The organism is Streptomyces sp. R-07, from assembly GCF_049913175.1.
Lineage (GTDB): Bacteria > Actinomycetota > Actinomycetes > Streptomycetales > Streptomycetaceae > Streptomyces.
Genome location: NZ_CP183978.1, coordinates 8,522,926 through 8,540,778, shown reverse-complemented (window position 1 = coordinate 8,540,778; position 17,853 = coordinate 8,522,926). Strand labels below are relative to the sequence as shown.

Here is a 17,853-nt window from a genome sequence, read left to right as displayed (position 1 = left end):
GACACGGCCCGGAGTGCCTCGTCGGCCCGCGGCCGGCCCGTGACGCCGGCCGCGGCTCGGCGGGGCCGGCCCACCGGGGAACAGGGGTCTCCGCCCGCCCCGTGGCGCGGACCCGCGGCATGAGCGGGTGGGGTCGATGACCGCCACTGTCACCCCCGCCTCTCCCAGCCCTTCCTCCCCCGGCGCGGCGCCCGGCGTCCTGCGCGTGTTCGTGGGCCACCGCGGTCGGCTGCTCGGCGCCGGCACGGCCGTCGCGCTCGTCCTCGGAGCCGTACTGCTCGGCGGCGGCAGCTGGCCGGCGTCGCTCGTCGCCGATGTGTCCGGGCCGCTCGACCGCGTCGGCGACTGGATCGTCGACAACCGTGACGGCCACCCGCTGTTCCTCTACTTCCTCGGCCACATCAGCAACGCCGTGGTCGTCTCCGTCCGCGCCGTGTACCTCGTCCTGCTGGCTCTCGGCTGGGCCGGCGTCACCGCCGCCGCGGGTCTGGTGGCCTGGCGGGTCGCGGGCGTCCGGCTCGCGCTGACCTCCGTCGCCGCCATCGCCGCATGCGGACTGCTCGGCATGTGGGTGCCCACCCTGCAGACCCTCGCCCTGATGGTCGTCGCCGTCGCCGCGTCCGTGCTGCTCGGTGGGCTCCTCGGGCTCGCCGCCGGCCTGTCCGGCCGCATGCACCGGATCCTTCGTCCGGTCCTCGACACCATGCAGGTGCTGCCGGCCTTCGCGTACCTCCTGCCCGTCGTCCTGGTCTTCGGCATCGGGGTACCCGCGGCCGTCCTCGCCACCGTCGTCTACGCCGCCCCGCCCATGGCCCGTCTCACCGCGCTCGGACTGCGCGGCGCGGACGCCGGTGTCATGGAGGCCGTCGCCTCCCTCGGTGCCACCGGCAGGCAGCGGCTGCTGACGGCCCGGCTGCCACTGGCCCGCAAGGAGCTGCTGCTCGGCCTCAGTCAGTCGATCATGATGGCCCTCGGCATGGCAGTGATCGCGTCCGTCATCGGCGCGGGCGGCCTCGGCGACCGCGTCTACCAGGCGCTGGCCTCCGTCGACGTCGGAGCCGCGCTCGCCGCCGGCGTGCCGATCGTGCTGCTCGCCGTCGTCCTGGACCGGGTCACCGCCGCGGCGGGGGAACGCATCGGCGCCGCTCCGGCCCACCGGGCCGGACTCGGCTGGGCCGTCGCCCTCGCGGTGACCGCCGCCGTCGCCGTGGCCGGTCGCCTGTCCGACCGGCTCTCCTGGCCCGACGGGTGGACGGTGGACATCGCCGAACCCGTGAACGGGGCGGTCGACTGGATGACCGCCCACCTCTACTCCGGCGTACCGCTCGTCGGCGGCACCGCCGACTGGGCCTCGCGGTTCACCACGTGGATCCTGAACCCCCTGCGCGACGGGCTGCAGTGGCTGCCCTGGTGGGCCGTCCTGCTGACCGTCGGCGCGCTCGCACTGCTCATCGGCACCTGGCGCACCGCCGCGACCGCCGTCCTCGCGATGGCGGCGATCGGTGCGCTGGGTGTCTGGGACCCGGCGCTCGACACGCTGTCCCAGGTCCTGGCCGCCGTCGCGGTGACGCTGGTGCTCGGCTTCGCCCTCGGGGTCGCCGCGGCCCGCAGCGCCCGCCTGGGACGCGTACTGCGTCCCGTGCTCGACGTCTTCCAGACGCTGCCGCAGTTCGTCTATCTGATCCCCGTCGTGGCCCTGTTCGGTGTCGGCCGCGCCCCGGCGGTCGTGGCCGCCGTGGTCTACGCGTTGCCCGCGGTCGTACGCATCACGGCGCAGGGGGTGCGGGCGGTGGACCCCGCCGCCCTCGAGTCCTCGCGCTCGCTGGGCGCGACCGGTCGCCAGCAGCTGTTCCAGGTCCAGCTGCCGCTGGCCCGGCCCGCGCTGCTGCTCGCCGTCAACCAGGGTGTGGTGCTGGTCCTCGCCGTCGTCGTCATCGGCGGCCTCGTGGGCGGCGGAGCGCTCGGGTACGACGCGGTCTTCGGTCTCGCCCAGGGCGACCTGGCGACCGGTCTGGTCGCCGGTGCGGCGATCGTCTGCCTGGGCCTGGCGCTCGACCGCGTCACCCAGCCGACGGAACGCCGCGACCTCACCCGGAAGGGGGCCTGACATGGCTCGCACACGCCTCGCGCTCGGCGGCTCCGCGCTCGCGGCCGCCGTCACCCTGACGGCCCTCACCGGCTGCGGCGCCGCCGACATGACCCGTCAGGCGTCCCCGTACGCCGACGCGAAGGACTCCCGCACGGTGACCCTCTCCGTGCAGTCGTGGGTGGGCGCACAGGCCAACGTGGCCGTGGCGCGGTACCTGCTGGAGCACGAGCTCGGCTACCGGGTGGACACCGTCCAGATCGACGAGGTCCCCGCCTGGGACGCGCTCAGCCAGGGCCGGGTGGACGCCATCCTGGAGGACTGGGGCCACCCGGACCAGGAGAAGCGGTACATCGACGACAAGGGGACGATCAAGCGGGGTGGGGACCTCGGGGTGACCGGCCACATCGGCTGGTTCGTGCCGACGTACTTCGCCGAGAAGCACCCGGACGTCACCGAGTGGAAGAACCTGAACAAGTACGCCGACGAGTTCCGTACCGCGGAGAGCGGCGGCAAGGGCCAGTTGCTGGACGGCTCCCCGTCCTACGTCACGAACGACAAGGCTCTCGTGGACAACCTGGGCCTGGACTACCAGGTCGTGTTCGCGGGCTCGGAGGCGGCGCAGATCACGCAGATCAAGCAGTTCGCCAAGGAGAAGAAGCCGTTCCTCAGCTACTGGTACAAGCCCCAGTGGCTGTTCGAGAAGGTCCCGATGACGGAGGTGAAGCTGCCCGAGTACAAGGAGGGCTGCGACGCCGAACCGGAGAAGGTGGCCTGCGCCTACCCACACACCCCGCTGCAGAAGTTCCTCAACGCCCGCTTCGCGGACGGCGGGGGCGACGCGGCCGCCTTCCTGAAGAAGTTCCGGTGGACGACCGACATGCAGAACGACGTCGCCCTCATGATCGCGGACCAGAAGCTGTCGCCTGAGGAGGCGGCGAGCCGCTGGGTGAAGGAGAACGAAGCCACCTGGCGGGAGTGGCTGCCGTCCTGACACGGGTACGGCGGACCGGGCGCCCCACCCCGGTCCGCCGCCTCCTCGCCGGCATCGCCGCAGGAACGCCGGAAGCCGAGGCGATCACCCGCCGCGACCCGGGCCGCAGCGTGCCTCCTGCGCCGCCGCCGGTCAACGCAGCAGGAGCACGCTCCTGACGCCGGCGTGGTCGGAGGGCCACAGGCCTGACGGGGTTCGGTCGGCCTGTGTGTGGCCCACTCGGTCACTCGTCAGTGCGGTGACGCTGCCGCGGAAGAGCACGTAGTCGATGCGCTGGGTGAGGGTGGAGGTGGGGTTGCGCAGGTCGGGGGCCTGGCAGCAGGAGAAGCCGGGGTCGCCGTCGTGCCTGGCGGCCCACGAGTCGGCGAAGCCCGCGGCAAGCAGGTGGTTGTACGTCTGCGTGTCGGTTCCGGGCTGGGCGCCCACTCCGCCGGCGGCCGAGTTGAGATCGCCCAGAAGCATCGTGGGGAGTCCGGTGTTCAGCGGACCGGCGAGCAGTTCGTCGGCCTGTGCCTCCTGGACGGGGCGGGAGGCGGGCTCCAGGTGGGTGGTGACCACCCGTGTGGTGTGGCCGCGCAGGGTGGCGTCGGCGGCGATCCAGCCGCGCTTCACCTGGATGGGCGGATTGGGCGGGCAGCCGAACGCCGGGCGGCAGATGGGTACGAAGTTCTGGTACTGGGCGGCCTGGGCGTGGGTCACGGAGAAGACACGCGCGGGCAGGTCCGTGCGGGCCAGGAGTACGTCCCGGTCGGTGAGTCGGATGTCCTGCAGACCGGTGGGCGTCGATCTCGGGGCCTCGAAGTCGCTGCCGACGGTGACAGTGGCCACGGCGACGTAGTGCTTGCCCCGTGCGGCGAGCTCGTCGAGAAGGATCTGCAGGAAGTCGAATTCGACGTGGGTGGCGCTGCCCGGGCCGGCGGGCGTCTGGCTCCGCCACAGGGCTGCCTCCTGCACCCCGACGAGATGGGGATCGCTGTCGGCGATTTCGTCAGCCAGCGCCTCCGCGCGCTCGGGGAAGTTCGTCGCTTGGACGTTCGCGTACACCGCGGTCACCGCGGCGACGAGGGCTTGTGGGCCGGTGGCCGCGACGACGGGCGCGAGGTCCGCACCCAGGTAGACGTTGCGGGTCATGACCCGCACCTGGGCCGGCGGCTGGACGGCCGAAGCCGCGGCGGGTGAGCCGGGCGCCAGGAGCAGGAGCGCGCCCAGGACGGCTGTGGACCAACGGCGAATCATGAGGTGGACCTCTCGGCGAAGGAGCGGGCGAAGCCCGCGTCTTCGGCGAAATCTAGGAGAACCGGCACGATGTGGCGATCCAGGTGTAGGCCGGTCGGCAGAGTCCTCGCCTGAAGTGGTGCCGGCACGGGGCCTCCTCACAGGGGCTCTGTCCAGCCGTTCCGTACGGCGTGAGCACCCAGCTGCATCCGCGTCCGGACCCCGGCCATGTCCATGAGATGGCGCAGGCGCCGGTGCAGCGTACGCGGTGACAGACCGAGCTGTGTCGCGGCCGTCAGGTCCGTGAGGCCTGCCAGGAGCAGCGCGAGGATTCTGCGGTCGAGCTCGGTCGGGCCTTGGGGACCGACCTCGACGGTTGCTTCGGATTCGCCTCCGGTGTCCGACAACTGAAGAGGATGGGCCGTGCGCCATACCGTCTCGAACAGGGCGTCCAGCGCGTCCAGAAGGCCACTGCGGTGCAACAGCACGGCGCCGGGCTCTCCCGCCGGTGTGACCGCGAGCGGGACCAGGCCCAGATCGGCGTCGGCCAGCACGAGTTTCATCGGCACGCGGTCCGCGACGCGCAGTTGCACGCCGTTGCGGAGGGAGTCGATGGCGTCGCGGACGATGCCCGGCTCGGCCAGCACCTCGCGGTCCAGCACGGCTCGGAAGAGCACTCCGCGGTCGAGGGCGACGGGCTCGGCCGTGTTCTCGTCGGGCGGCAGGGCGACGAACGGTGCGGTGATGAAGGAGCGGACCTCCGTGCGGGCCGCCTGCTGCACCTGGAGGAAGCGGTGACGGATGGCGTCGACGCCCGTGACGACCTCGATCAGGTCGGTGATGCTGCTTCCGGTCATCGCGGCCCGGTGTTCCTCGGCGAAGGTCACCAGTGCCTGTTCGGCGGTACGCAGTCCGTCCCGGCGCTGGCTGATGAGAGCGCCGAGCGCCATCGCCGGCGGTGCGGCGGTGTACCGCTCGTCCGCGGACCTGGTCACCAGCCCCCAGCCGACCAGGCGGCACAGCGCCTTGTCGACGTGGGCCCGTGACAGCACGAGCAGGTCCGAGAGATGCACCGCGGTGGAGTTCGGTCGTCCGAGCAGCGCCCGGTAGACGTGCTCGTCATCGGGTTCGAGGCCCAGAACATCCAGCATCGGCGATCGACTCTCTTCCGCTTGCCGCAGCGGGGAGAGTATGCGCCATGGCGGCAGACCTTGAATAGTGCCTGCTGGGAACGGGTGCGAGGGGAAGGGCCCCGGGGAGTCGCCTCCCCGGGGCCCGATGGTGCGGCTCATCGAAGGCCGTACGCCCGGATGATCTCGTTCTTGACGCTGAAGCCGCTGTCCGTCCCGGCGCTCGCGCGGAGGGAGACGAAGCCGCCGGGCTTCTTGGCCGTCCTGAACGCCCCCGTCCAGGAGCCTTCGGCGCCCTTGGTCAGGGTCACCTTCTGCCAGGTGGCGCCGTCGTCGTACGAGACGTCCAGCTTCACCGTGGTGATCGCGCCCGGCACGGTGCCGCCCCCGCCCATCGAAACCGGCTTGAGCCCGATCTCCTGGGTCGCGTTGGCCTTGACGTCGCCGTGCAGGTCCGACTCCAGCTTGTAGTCCAGGTTCAGCACCGGGAACGGCTCGAAGAAGTCCGAGTCGACCGTGTCGGACATGAACGTCCACTCGGTGTGGGTGCGCGTCGACAGCCGGAACATGTCACCGGGCCGCTCCGCGTCGAGGACGGCGCGGTAGGGCAGGTTGCCCGCCGGAACCTCCACCCACTGCATGTCCGTGCTGTACGGGTTGTCGTCGATCAGCGTGTCGCCCTGGAAGACCTGAAGGTGGGTCGGCGTCTCACCCCACTGCAGGAAGCCGCCCAGCCGCATGGTGTCGCTGGAGGAGGCCCACGCCTGGACGTTCCAGGTCATGTAGTTCCCCCAGCGGGAGTTGTACACGCCGAAGGACTCGCTCTGACCGGGCCGGATCGTCGGAGCGAACCAGTCGAGCCGGGTGGTGCTGCCCTTGGCGTACGTGTTGTCACCCGACACCATCACCCACGGCATGCCTCCGTCGACACCCTGCGCGTGGAACTCCCTCCAGACCTGACCGGGAGTCACCCACTCGGTACGGGTTCCCGGGTGCCACTCGGCCTCGGGGAAGTTGAACGACGGGCTGAGGGTGAAGTCGGACCGGTAGCCCTCGGCCGAGCGGCCGCCCGCAGCCGCGTAGTAGCGGGCGTCGATCCGGGCGAGGTCGTCCTTGGTCGGCTTGTAGACCAGGGCACGGTCCGGCACCTGGCCGGGGTACTCCCGGGTGAGGTCGTAGACGAACGGCGTGTGCTCGGTCTGCTTCACGGTCAGCTTGAAGGTGCCGGCCTTGGCCGTCGTGACGAGGGCCTTGCCCGCGTCACGGTGCACGGTGGCGACCGGGATGGCCGACTGGCCGACGTACTCCATCAGCGCACCGACACCGTCGTTGACCACGATCAGTGCCTTCGCACCGGCCGCGACCGCGGCCTCGGTGCGCTCCTGGGGCGAGACCTCGTCGCTGCGATCGATGACGACGACCTTGCCCTTGGCCTTGACGCTCTCGTATGCGGCCGCCCCGCCGTTGCCGGCGTAGACAGCGTCCAGCGTGTCCGTGGCGGTGCCCAGTGCGCTGCCCGCCTGCACCAGTGTCTCGAACTGGAGTCGACCGCCCACCGTGCTCAGGCCGAGCTTCGGCTCGCCCTTGCGCCAGCGGGTGGTCAGCATGAGCTCGCCCCGCTTCATCGACTCCGTCGGCGCGACGTAGACGTCGTCGTACATCGGCGGCACCACGTACGCGCTGCGGTAGTCCATGAACGGGTCAAGGCCCTCGTAGTGGACGTTGAAGTCGACCTTGCGCTGGCGGTCCTCGGTGCGCTGCGGCGCCTCGGTCTGCAGCAGGCGGGCCTTGCTCGCGTCCAGCACCACCTCCGCGGAGCCGTCCTTGAGCACGGTCTCCGGGTCGACCAGTACGGCGATGCCCGAGCGGTCTGCCTTCTCGCCGGCCACGTCGAGGTAGGCCGCGACGGTGTACTGGCCGGGTGCCATGCGCATCGTGGTCGAGCCGTCGACGTAGAGGTTCCACGGCCAGAAGTCGCCGGCCAGGTTGATCGTGACCCAGCCGGCGGCGGGCTTGCCGTCCCGGCCGACCAGCTTGATGTTCAGGTCGTAGCGCTCCTCCTCCTTCAGCAGCGCCACGGAGGTACGGGTCACCGGCTGCCCGGTGGTCGCGTCGGTGGCGATCACGTAGCCGCCGTTCCGTCCGGCCGGGGCGATCCGCGGGTCGCCGGTCACCGGGACGGAGGCGGTGCCGCCCGCCGGGACGGTCACTGTGGTGGCGCCCAGTGTGAACGGGCCGCCGGCGCCGGTCAGCGCCAGGTTCAGCGTGACGTCGGCGGAGCCGGTGTTGGTGAAGGTCAGGTCCTTCGTGACGGCGACGTCGCTCGGCTCGTGCGGCCACGTGTAGTTGCCGAAGAACAGCGAGCCGGTGCCACGGACCGTGGTGCGCACGGCGGAGGCCACGTCGAGGCGGCCGGTTCCGACTTCGTACGGCGAGTACGCGTCGCCGAGGCCCTTCGCAGTGCTCATCAGGTGTTCCTTGAGCTGCGCGCCGGTCCAGTCCGGGTGCCGCTGGGCCAGGATCGCCGCCGCGCCGACCACGTGCGGCGTGGCCATCGAGGTGCCGCTGAGGGTGCGGTAGAGGCCCTCGCCGCCGTCGGTCATCTCCTGCGAGCGGGGTGCGGTGATGTCCACGCCCGGCGCCGCGATGTCCGGCTTCATGGCACCGGAGTAGGCCAGCGGGCCCGTGCTGGAGAAGGATGCGAGCCGGTCCTGCTTGTCCGTGGCCGCCACGGTCAGCGCCGCGGCGGCCGCGCCGGGGGCGGAGATGCTCTCCGGGCCCGCGTTGCCGGCGGCTATGACGAACAGCGTGCCGTACTGCGCGGAGAGCGCGTCGACCATCTGCGACATCGGGTCGCTGCCGTCCGTGGGGTAGGTGTCGCCGAGGCTCATGTTGACGACGTCGGCGCCTGACTCGGCGGCCCACTGCATGCCCGCCATGACCCAGGAGTCCTGGCCTGAACCCTCCGCGCCGCCCAGCACCTTGCCGACGTAGAGGTCGGCGCCGGGAGCGACGCCCTTGTTCTCACCCCCGGAGGCGGCGCCCGAGCCGACGATCGTGCCGGCCACATGCGTGCCGTGCCCGTTGACGTCGGTGACGGCCTCGCCCGGCACGAAGCTGGTCGTGCCGTCGATCAGGCCGGCGAAGTCGGGGTGGTTGACGTCGATGCCGGTGTCGAGCACGGCGACCTTGACGCCCTTGCCGGTGTAGCCGGCCGCCCACGCCTCGGGCGCGCCGATCAGCGGCACGCTCTCCTTCAGGTCGGCCTTCACGCGGCCGTCGAGCCACAGCTTCGCCACCCCCGCGCTCAGCTTCGTGCTGCCCTGCGGCGCGACGGTGTTCCAGAAGGTGCGGGCCTGCCGCTTCTCGGTGTCGAGTGCGGCACCTCCGATGCCCTTGAGCCTCCGGGTCAGCTTGCTGCCCCGGGGGGCCGACGGCTCGACGGCCGCGCGGGACTTCGGCTGGGTGTACGTCGCGATCAGCGGTACGGCGGTCGACCTGGCGTCGTCGTAGCCCATCTCGATGAGGTCCGTGACGTTGAACAGCCGCCGGTCGAGCTTGCCCGTTCCCAGCAGCGGCCCGGCTTCGTCCGGGATGACGAAGAGGTCGCCCATGATGTCCTGGATCTTCACACCGCCGACGGCGCTGTCCGGCCTGTCGACGTCGGCGATCTGCTTGCCGTCGGCGGTCGTGGTGACCGTGACGACGTCACCTGTGACCAGGGTGACCTTGTGGGTCGCCGACGGCTTGGCGGGGACGGTCGGCTTGCTCGGAGCGCCTTGGGCCGGCGCCTGCGCGACGGCGAGACCCGATGCCAGCAGGGGCACCGCGGTGATGGCCGACAGCAGCTGCCAGCGCCTGCGCCGGAAGGCGGAAGGATGAGAGGGGGAGTACATGGCATGGGTCTATCGACCGGTGAACTCCGTCGTGAAGGCCTCGTGACGGCAAGTCCTCGCCATGGCAAGGGTTTGTCAGCCGCGAACCGCGCGATTCCGGGCGGAAAGACGCCGTACGGACGCGGTCCGGCGGTCCTTTCGCCTCGGCAGGTCACGCGCCGGAGGCGGCGGCGACACCGGCCTGCTCCTCTCGCCGAGGTGCGTCGGCGGACGACGGGAGTCAGATTGGAGGTGTTGGACCCATCGGACGGCGACGTCTCGGTGGGCAGCCGTTGGAGGAGCGAGTCATGACGACCCACACGAGCGCACCCGGTCGGCGAGCGGAAGAGCACAGCAGCGGTTGGCTGGTGTTCGCCGCCGTCATCATGATCTTCAGCGGCGTCATGACGCTGCTGGGAGGCATTTCGGCCATCGCCAAGGACGATGTGTTCCTGGCCACGCGTAACTACGTCTATGCGTTCAACCTCACCGGCTGGGGCTGGATCCATCTCATCCTGGGCATCGTGATCGCGCTCACCGGCGCCGCCCTGTTCACCGGCGCCACGTGGGCCCGGGTCGTCGGCGTGGGGCTGGCCGGTCTCAGCATGATCGCCAACTTCATGTGGATTCCCTACACGCCGTGGTGGGCGCTGCTGCTCATCGCCATCGACGCGCTCATCATCTGGGGGCTGTGTGTCGCGCCCCGGCCGATGAGGGACTGACGTCCGGGACGGCACCCGTGGCACTCGAAACAGCGACAGAGGGGCCGCCGCGGATGGTGCTCGTCGTCGGCGTCGCCGGGTCGGGCAAGTCGACAGTGGGGCGTCTTCTCGCTGAGCGACTGGGCTGGGCGTACCGGGACGCGGACGAGTTCCACTCCGAGGCCAACCGCGTCAAGATGGCCGCCGGTCATCCCCTCACGGACAGTGACCGGGGGCCGTGGCTGGAGGCGATCGGGGAGTGGATGGACCAGGTGATCACGGCCGGCCGGCAGGCCGTCGTCACCTGCTCGGCGCTCAAGCACGCCTACCGGGACACGCTGCTGGCAGGGCGCCCCGAGGTTCTGCTGGTGTATCTGCACGGCTCGCGCGAGCTGCTGGAGTCCCGCCTGGCAGCACGGGGCGATCACTTCTTCCCGGCGGACCTGTTGGACAGCCAGCTCGCGGTTCTCCAGGAGCCGGGGGCCGACGAGCACCCCTTGGTGGTGGAGATCGACCAGTCTCCGGAGGCCGTCGTCGCAGCGGTGCTGTCGCTGATGCCCGGGGAGGCCGCCGCCGTGTCCGACCCGGTCACCGGTGTGCCGATTGCCCGTGACGGCCCTTCCGCGTCCCCCAGCTCCACGGGCACCTCGTGGCGGTTGGTCCGGGGGGACCAACGCGCGGTCGTGGTCCAGCTGGGCGGCGCCCTGCGCGACTACGTCGTGAACGGACGAGCGCTGCTCGACGGCTTCTCCACGGGGTCCGCCATCACGGGCGGGCGGGGCCAACTGCTCGTCCCCTGGCCGAACCGAGTGGGCGGCGGACAGTACCGCTTCGACGGCAGGATTCTGCAACTCCCCTTGACCGAAGTGGAGAAGGGCAACGCGATCCACGGACTGCTTCGCTGGGCCCTGTGGAAGCTGCTCGCCCGCACCGAGGACTCGGTGTTGCTCGGCACGACCCTCTGCCCCCAGCCGGGATACCCGTTCCTCCTCGACGTCCGTGTCGAGTACCGGCTGGATTCGGACGGGCTCAGGACCGCCGTCCACGCCACCAACATCGGTACGGAGCCGGCTCCGTACGGAGCGGGGCAGCATCCGTATCTGACGGTCGGCACGGACCTCGTCGACAGCGCGGTGCTGACCGTCCCCGCGCGGTACCTGGTGCGTACCGACGACAGGGGCCTGCCCGTCGGCCGGGAGCCCGTCGACGGCACGCCGTACGACTTCCGCACCGCCCGCCCCATCGGCGATCTCCGACTGGACACCGCCTTCACAGGGCTCGACCGCCACCCTGACGGGCGGGCGGTCGTGCGGCTGGCCCACCCCTCCGAGCCGCGAGGCATCGATCTCTGGCTCGGCGAGGGAACCCGCTACGTGCAGGTGTACACGGGTGACACCCTGGCCGAATCCGAACGGCGGCGGGGCGTCGCCGTGGAGGCGATGTCCTGCCCGCCGGACGCCTTCCGCAGCGGCACGGACCTCACCGTCCTGCAGCCGGGCGCGACTCATGTGCTCCGGTGGGGTCTGAGCCCATGGGGGTACTCATGACACCGTCCGTGCCTCCGGCGACAGCGGGCGGTATGACCGCGGACGATTTCCGGGAGCTCTACGAGCGCCTGCGGCGACTGGCGGCGGGGCCGATGGAGGACACCCGGCGTGGGGCACTCCGTCATCTGACTCCCGAGCGGGTGGCGGCGGCCGCCGCCGAAGTCCGCATCGGCCGCACCGTGTCGCTGGCCGCTCCGATCGAGACCGCGCGGGGCCCCGACGATCCCGAGCCGGCGGTGCACCGGATGACCGGACCGAGCCCGAACGACATCGGCTCGGACGCGCTGCACTTCGCCACGGACCGCTTCGCCATGAACGTGCACGGCGACGCGGACAGCCATCTCGACGCCCTCTGTCACGTCGTGTTCGACGGCGTGCTCTACGGAGGGGTACCCGCGAGCACCGTGACGGCCGAGGGTGCCCGCCGGCTCTCCGTGGACCTGCTCGCCGACGGAATCGTCGGCCGAGGTGTACTGCTGGACATTCCGCGGTTGCGCGGCGTGCCCTGGCTGGAACCGGGTGACCACGTGACCTCGGACGATCTGAGGGCCGCCGAGGCCGCGCAGGGAGTACGCGTCGGAGCGGGCGACCTGCTGTTCGTGAGGGTGGGACACCGTCTTCGGCGCATCGAACTCGGGCCGTGGAACGCCGCCGAGGCACGCGTGGGTCTTCACCCGACCGCCGTGGAGTTCCTGGCCGAGCGCAAGGTCGCGGTCATGGGCGGAGACGGCAACAACGACACCGCACCCAGCGCGGTGCGGGAGATCGCCTTTCCCGTACACGTCCTGGCCATCCACGCCATGGGCATCCACCTCATGGACTATCTGCAGTTCGAGGACCTCGCCCCGGTCTGCGCGCGGACCGGCCGCTGGAGTTTCCTCTGTGCGGTGGCCCCCCTGCGGCTGGCCGGAGCCACGGGGTCGCCCGTGAACCCGATCGCCGTGCTGTGACCCGGCCGCGCAGCGGGGACGCACTCCGGTCGCCGTCCACGGGCAAGGCGGATACTTTCGAGGGAGGTGGGACCGCTGGACCCTCGCCCAGCGGGGCGCCAGGCGCCTGACAGCAGGTCGGGGCCCTGATCCCAAGGACGGTGGTCGCCGTGGGCGACGCCCCTCACTATGACGTCATCATCATCGGCACCGGTGCCGGCGGAGGGACTCTCGCCCATCGCCTCGCCCCATCGGGCAAACGCGTCCTGCTCGTCGAACGCGGCGGCTACCTGCCGCGTGAGCGGGACAACTGGGACTCGACGGCCGTGTTCGTCAAGGGCAAGTACCGGGCCCCGGAGTTCTGGCTCGACAAGCACGGCACCGAGTTCCCGCCCGAGGTCAACTACTACGTCGGCGGAAACACGAAGTTCTACGGTGCCGCCCTCTTCCGGCTGAGGCCCGAGGACTTCGGCGAGCTCCGTCATCACGGCGGCATCTCTCCCGCCTGGCCGATCCGGTACGAGGACCTCGAGCCGTACTACACCCAGGCCGAGCACCTGTACCTCGTCCACGGACGGCACGGAGAGGACCCCGGCGAGGGTCCCGTCAGCGCGCAGTACGCCCATCCGCCCGTGGAGCACGAGCCGCGCATCCAGCAGCTGAGCGACGACCTGGAGAAGCGTGGTCTGCACCCGTTCCACCTGCCGATCGGCGTCAATCTGACCCAGGAGGACGGGGGGCGGCCCACTCACTCCAGCGTCTGCATCCGGTGCAACCGGGTCGACGGCTTTCCCTGTCTGGTGCGCGGCAAGTCCGACGCCCAGGTGATCTGCGTCGAGCCGGCTCTGGAACACCCCAATGTCGAGATGGTCACGCACACGCAGGTGGTGCGCCTGGAGACCGACGGGCGTGGGCGCAGTGTCAGCGCCGTCGTCGGCCGGCTCCCCGACGGTTCCGAGGTCCGGTTCACGGCGGACGTCGTGGTCGTCTCCTGCGGGGCGGTCAACTCCGCCGCGCTGCTGCTGGCCTCGGCGAACGAGCACCATCCAGGTGGTCTCGCGAACAGCTCCGACGTGGTCGGCCGGTTCTACATGCGGCACAACAACCTGGCCCTGATGGCGGTGTCGAAGGAACCCAACGACACGCAGTTCCAGAAGACCCTGGCCCTGCACGACTGGTACTTCGGCGCGGACGACTGGGACTTCCCGCTGGGCGGCATCCAGATGCTCGGCAAGTCGGACGCCGAACAGATCCACGGCGAGGCGCCCCGGTGGGCGGGCGCGGTGACACCCGACATGCCGTTCGAGGTACTGGCCCATCACGCCGTCGACTTCTGGCTGTGCGGCGAGGACCTGCCGATGCCCGACAACCGGGTCACCCTCGACGGTGACGCCCGCATCCGGCTCGCTCTCGACGAGAACAACAACATCGAGGGCCTGAAGCGCCTGCGACACAAGCTGCAGGGAATGCTCGGCCACCTGGGCATGCACGAGCACCATCTGCTGTCCCACAGCATCTACCTGCACAAGGGCATGCCGATCGGAGCGACCGCGCACCAGGCGGGCACCGTGCGCTTCGGCGCCGATCCCGCCGCCTCCGCGCTGGACGTGAACTGCAAGGCCCACGATCTCGACAACCTGTACGTCGTCGACACGAGCTTCTTCCCGAGCATCGGCGCGGTCAACCCGTCCTTGACGGCCATCGCCAACGCCCTCCGGGTCGGCGACCACCTCCTGGCCCGGCTGGGCTGAGGACGAGGTCGACACTGCTCCGTCCGGACGAAGATGCTGAATCCAACGGCCTAACGGCGAATTGGAGGAGATGCCGACCGCCTCATCGGGTGATTGCGTGACGATGCCCGGCCCCGAGCCGGCGCCGGGCACAGCGCAACCGCGCAGCGAGGAGGCAGGACGGCATGGATTCCACGGTGGGAGCGCCGCAGGGTGTGATCCCTGCGCGATTGCTGCACGGCCAGAAGGCTCTGGTCACCGGCGCCAATTCGGGCATCGGCAAGGCCACGGCGATCGGCTTGGGCCGAGCCGGCGCCGATGTGGTCGTGAACTACGTGGCGGGTCGCGAGGCCGCGGAGGAGGTGGCCGCGGAGATCGCCTCGTTCGGGGTGCGCTCGGCGGCGTACGAAGCGGACGTGTCCCAGGAGGACCAGGTCGTCGCCATGATGGACCGGATGGTCCAGGAGTTCGGCACCGTCGACATTCTCGTGGCCAACGCGGGACTGCAACGTGACGCCTCGGTCACGGAGATGACCCTCGCTCAGTGGCAGAAGGTCATCGACGTCAATCTCACCGGTCAGTTCCTGTGCGCACGGGAGGCGGCCAAGGAGTTCCGGCGCCGGGGTGTGGTCCCCGAGGTGTCCCGCGCCGCCGGGAAGATCATCTGCATGAGTTCGGTGCACCAGATCATCCCCTGGGCGGGTCACGTGAACTACGCGTCCTCCAAGGGCGGCGTGCAGATGATGATGCAGACCCTGGCCCAGGAGCTCGCGCCGGAGAAGATCCGCGTGAACGCGGTCGCCCCGGGGGCGATCAAGACGCCGATCAACCGCGCGGCCTGGGAGACGCCCGAAGCGCAGAAGGACCTCCTGAGGCTCATCCCGTACGACCGGGTCGGGGACCCCGACGACATCGCCCACGCAGTCGTCGCACTCGCCTCCGATCTCATGGACTACGTGGTCGGAACCACCCTGTACGTCGACGGCGGCATGACTCTCTTCCCCGGATTCGCCACCGGCGGATGACCCTCCCCCGACCGTTCACTCCCCGATACGACGAAGGCGCGTATGCCCACCTCGCTCCACCTGCTGGCGGATGCCCCGGCCCAACTCCTGCCGGCCCGGGAACTCATGGCCTTCACCCTGGCCTCCCACATCATCCTGGTCCCCCTCGGCGTGGCGTTCCCCCTCATCACCCTGGTCATGCACTACCGCGGGCTGCGCCGGAAGGATGCCACGGCGCTGCTCCTGGCACGGCGCTGGTCGGCCGTCATGGCGGTGCAGTTCGCGCTCGGCATCGTCACCGGCACTGTGCTGTCGTTCGAGTTCGGTCTGCTGTGGCCCGGTCTGATGGGACGGTGGGGTGACGTCTTCGGCGTGGGATTCGGCGTCGAGGCCTGGGCCTTCTTCCTGGAGGCCGTGCTGATCGCCATCTACCTGTACGGATGGCGGAGACTGAAGCCGCGGACGCATTTCCTCCTCGGGCTGCCTCTGCCGTTCGCCGCGCTGCTCGGTGCGTTCGGCATCCTGGCCGCCAATTCCTGGATGAACACGCCCCAGGGCTTTTCGCTCGACTCCGGGGGCAACCCGGTCGACGTGAACGTCTGGAAGGCGATCTTCACGCCGATGTTCGGGCCGCAGTACTGGCACTTCGTCGTGGGGATGGTGCTCACCGCGGGCTTCATGGTGGCCGGCGTATACGCCACCGGCTGGCTGCGCGGCCGCCGGGACCGCTACCACCGGCTGGGCTTCGCCGTGCCGTTCACCATCGCCGCCGTCGCCGCACCGGTGCAGTTCGTCCTCGGGGATTCCATCGCCCGGTCGGTGTTCCACAAGCAGCCGGTGAAGTTCGCCGCGATGGAGATCGTCTGGAAGACCGACACGCGGGTGCCGGAGTACCTCTTCGGGCGCCTGCAGGAGGACGGGACCGTCAAAGGTGGCATCAAGATCCCGCTGCTCGATTCCGTCCTGGCCGGATTCAGCCCCGACACCGAGGTGGTGGGGCTGACCTCGGTACCGGCCGACCAACGGCCGACGGCCACTCAGGCGACCATCGCACACTGGGCCTTCGACATCATGGTCCTCATCGGGTCCGTGCTGGTACTGCTCGCCCTCTGGTACGGGTTCGTCTGGCTGCGGCACCGCCGCCTGCCCGCCTCGCCGTGGTTCTACCGCTCCGCGGCCTGTGCCGGCGTCGGCTCCGTCGTGGCCGTCGAGTGCGGCTGGATCGCCACCGAGGTGGGACGCCAGCCCTGGATCGTGTACCAGAACATGCGGGTCGCCGAGGCCGTGACCTCGACCCGCTCCACCAGCCTGTGGATCATGCTCGGTGTGGTGATGGCGGTGTACGTGTTCCTCTTCGGCTCGTTCCTCGTCGTTCTGCTCAAGATGCGCACGCGCTGGCGGCTCGCCGACGAGCAGCAGGCCACGGCAGCGGGCGTCCACACGCCGGAGGCCGACATCCCGTATGGACCGCGAGCCTCGATTCCCGCGGGTGACGTGCCCGCCGCCGGTCCCGGAGCCGGCCGATCCGGGGGTGATGGCCGATGACCGCCGACCTCATCGCCGTGGTACTGCTCCTGGCCGTGACCGCGTACGCCTGCGCGGGCGGCACGGACTTCGGGGCCGGTTTCTGGGACCTGACGGCCGGCGGGACGGAACGCGGCCGGCGTCCCCGGTGGCTCATCGACCACGCCATGGCTCCCGTGTGGGAGGTGAACAACGTCTGGCTGATCTTCGTTCTCGTCATCATGTGGACCGGCTTCCCCGTCCTGTTCCAGACCGTGTTCTCCGCGATGTGGCTCCCTCTGGCCCTGGCCGCCGTGGGCATGGTCCTGCGGGGTGCCGGTTTCGCCCTGCGCAAACCCACGCGACGGCTCGCCGGCCGACGCCTGTACGGTGCGGTGTTCGCCTCGGCCTCGGTCGTCACGCCGTTCTTCCTCGGTGCCGCCGTCGGCGGAGTCGCGTCGGAACGCGTGGCTCCCGGCACCGAGGCCTCGGCGGACGTCTGGACCAGCCCGACGTCCCTCGTGTTCGGACTGGTCGCCGTCGCGACCACGGCGTTCCTCGGGGCGGTGTTCCTCACCGGGGACGCCCGCAGGTTCGAGGCGCCCGACCTGATCGGCTACTTCAGGCGGCGGGCGCTGGGCGGTCTCGCCGTGCTCACCGTCCTGGCGGTGGTCACCGGGTTCATCACCCATGAGGACTCCCCCTACGTGTGGCACGGACTCACCCACGGCCTGGGGCTGTTCTTCGTCATCCTGGCCGGAGCCGCCGCTCTCGCGACCGCATGGCTGCTCCTGCGGACGCCGGGAACGTGGGTGCGCGTCACGGCGGTCGGAGTCGTCGCGTCCGCCGTCGTCGCCTGGGGCATGGCCCAGCGCCCCTACCTGCTCCCCACCTCGCTGACCGTGGCCGACGCTGCGGGCGCGCCCTCTACGCTGACATGGCTGGCGATCGTCACCCTGGTGGCCCTGTTGGTCGTCATGCCGGCCGTCGTCCTCCTCTACTGGCTGGACACCCACGGTGAGCTGGAGGAGCTCACCGACTCCGAGCTGAGCGGAGGAAGCGGCACCCCCGGTGACGGAGCGGTACGCGACAGCTGATCGCCCGCTCGTGTCCGGTCCGGACATCCCCTTCGCGCCCGG

The 17,853-nt window shown here is 70.6% G+C and carries 12 protein-coding genes; 9 read left to right on the top strand and 3 right to left on the bottom strand.

Annotated features, from left to right (window positions below; genetic code table 11):
* Positions 1–136: 136 nt before the first annotated feature.
* Both ACN9M0_RS38955 and ACN9M0_RS38950 read left to right on the top strand, forming a co-directional pair.
* The gene (locus tag ACN9M0_RS38955; RefSeq protein ID WP_426405209.1) at positions 137–2,107 is read left to right on the top strand and encodes an ABC transporter permease; all 1,971 of its coding nucleotides are present in this window, start codon (positions 137–139) and stop codon (positions 2,105–2,107) included.
* 1 nt (position 2,108) lies between these two features.
* Positions 2,109–3,080: an ABC transporter substrate-binding protein gene (locus ACN9M0_RS38950; protein ID WP_366041988.1), complete on the top strand. Its 972-nt coding sequence runs from the start codon at positions 2,109–2,111 to the stop codon at positions 3,078–3,080.
* Between the two features lie 132 nt (positions 3,081–3,212).
* Here the strand turns inward: ACN9M0_RS38950 and ACN9M0_RS38945 are convergent, their stop codons facing one another.
* The 3 genes from ACN9M0_RS38945 to ACN9M0_RS38935 form a co-directional block, all read right to left on the bottom strand.
* Positions 3,213–4,316 (bottom strand): endonuclease/exonuclease/phosphatase family protein, encoded by a 1,104-nt coding sequence (locus tag ACN9M0_RS38945; RefSeq protein WP_366041989.1) that lies wholly within the window; start codon positions 4,314–4,316, stop codon positions 3,213–3,215.
* 137 nt (positions 4,317–4,453) lie between these two features.
* On the bottom strand, positions 4,454–5,446 hold the full coding sequence (locus ACN9M0_RS38940) for a helix-turn-helix domain-containing protein (RefSeq protein WP_366041990.1): 993 nt from the start codon (positions 5,444–5,446) through the stop codon (positions 4,454–4,456).
* A 137-nt stretch (positions 5,447–5,583) separates the two neighbouring features.
* Positions 5,584–9,321 (bottom strand): S8 family peptidase, encoded by a 3,738-nt coding sequence (locus ACN9M0_RS38935; protein WP_366041991.1) that lies wholly within the window; start codon positions 9,319–9,321, stop codon positions 5,584–5,586.
* Between the two features lie 287 nt (positions 9,322–9,608).
* On the opposite strand from ACN9M0_RS38935, the gene ACN9M0_RS38930 reads away from it, so the two are divergent.
* The 7 genes from ACN9M0_RS38930 (at position 9,609) to ACN9M0_RS38900 (ending at position 17,811) form a co-directional block, all read left to right on the top strand.
* The gene (locus ACN9M0_RS38930) at positions 9,609–10,022 is read left to right on the top strand and encodes a DUF7144 family membrane protein (RefSeq protein ID WP_366041992.1); all 414 of its coding nucleotides are present in this window, start codon (positions 9,609–9,611) and stop codon (positions 10,020–10,022) included.
* A 53-nt stretch (positions 10,023–10,075) separates the two neighbouring features.
* Entirely contained in the window at positions 10,076–11,548 is a 1,473-nt protein-coding gene (locus ACN9M0_RS38925; protein WP_426405208.1) for a gluconokinase, GntK/IdnK-type, read from the top strand.
* A 32-nt stretch (positions 11,549–11,580) separates the two neighbouring features.
* Positions 11,581–12,498, top strand: coding sequence for a cyclase family protein (locus tag ACN9M0_RS38920; protein ID WP_366041994.1), 918 nt, complete (start codon positions 11,581–11,583; stop codon positions 12,496–12,498).
* Between the two features lie 149 nt (positions 12,499–12,647).
* Complete coding sequence (locus tag ACN9M0_RS38915; protein WP_366041995.1) at positions 12,648–14,228, top strand: GMC family oxidoreductase; 1,581 nt, start codon at positions 12,648–12,650, stop codon at positions 14,226–14,228.
* A 164-nt stretch (positions 14,229–14,392) separates the two neighbouring features.
* Positions 14,393–15,232, top strand: a complete 840-nt coding sequence (locus ACN9M0_RS38910; protein WP_366041996.1) for an SDR family oxidoreductase — start codon at positions 14,393–14,395, stop codon at positions 15,230–15,232.
* Positions 15,233–15,274: 42 nt separating this feature from the next.
* Positions 15,275–16,756 (top strand): cytochrome ubiquinol oxidase subunit I, encoded by a 1,482-nt coding sequence (locus ACN9M0_RS38905; RefSeq protein WP_366041998.1) that lies wholly within the window; start codon positions 15,275–15,277, stop codon positions 16,754–16,756.
* Entirely contained in the window at positions 16,753–17,811 is a 1,059-nt protein-coding gene (locus ACN9M0_RS38900; protein WP_426405207.1) for a cytochrome d ubiquinol oxidase subunit II, read from the top strand. Before ACN9M0_RS38905 ends, ACN9M0_RS38900 begins: the two co-directional genes overlap by 4 nt.
* Positions 17,812–17,853 lie beyond the last annotated feature (42 nt).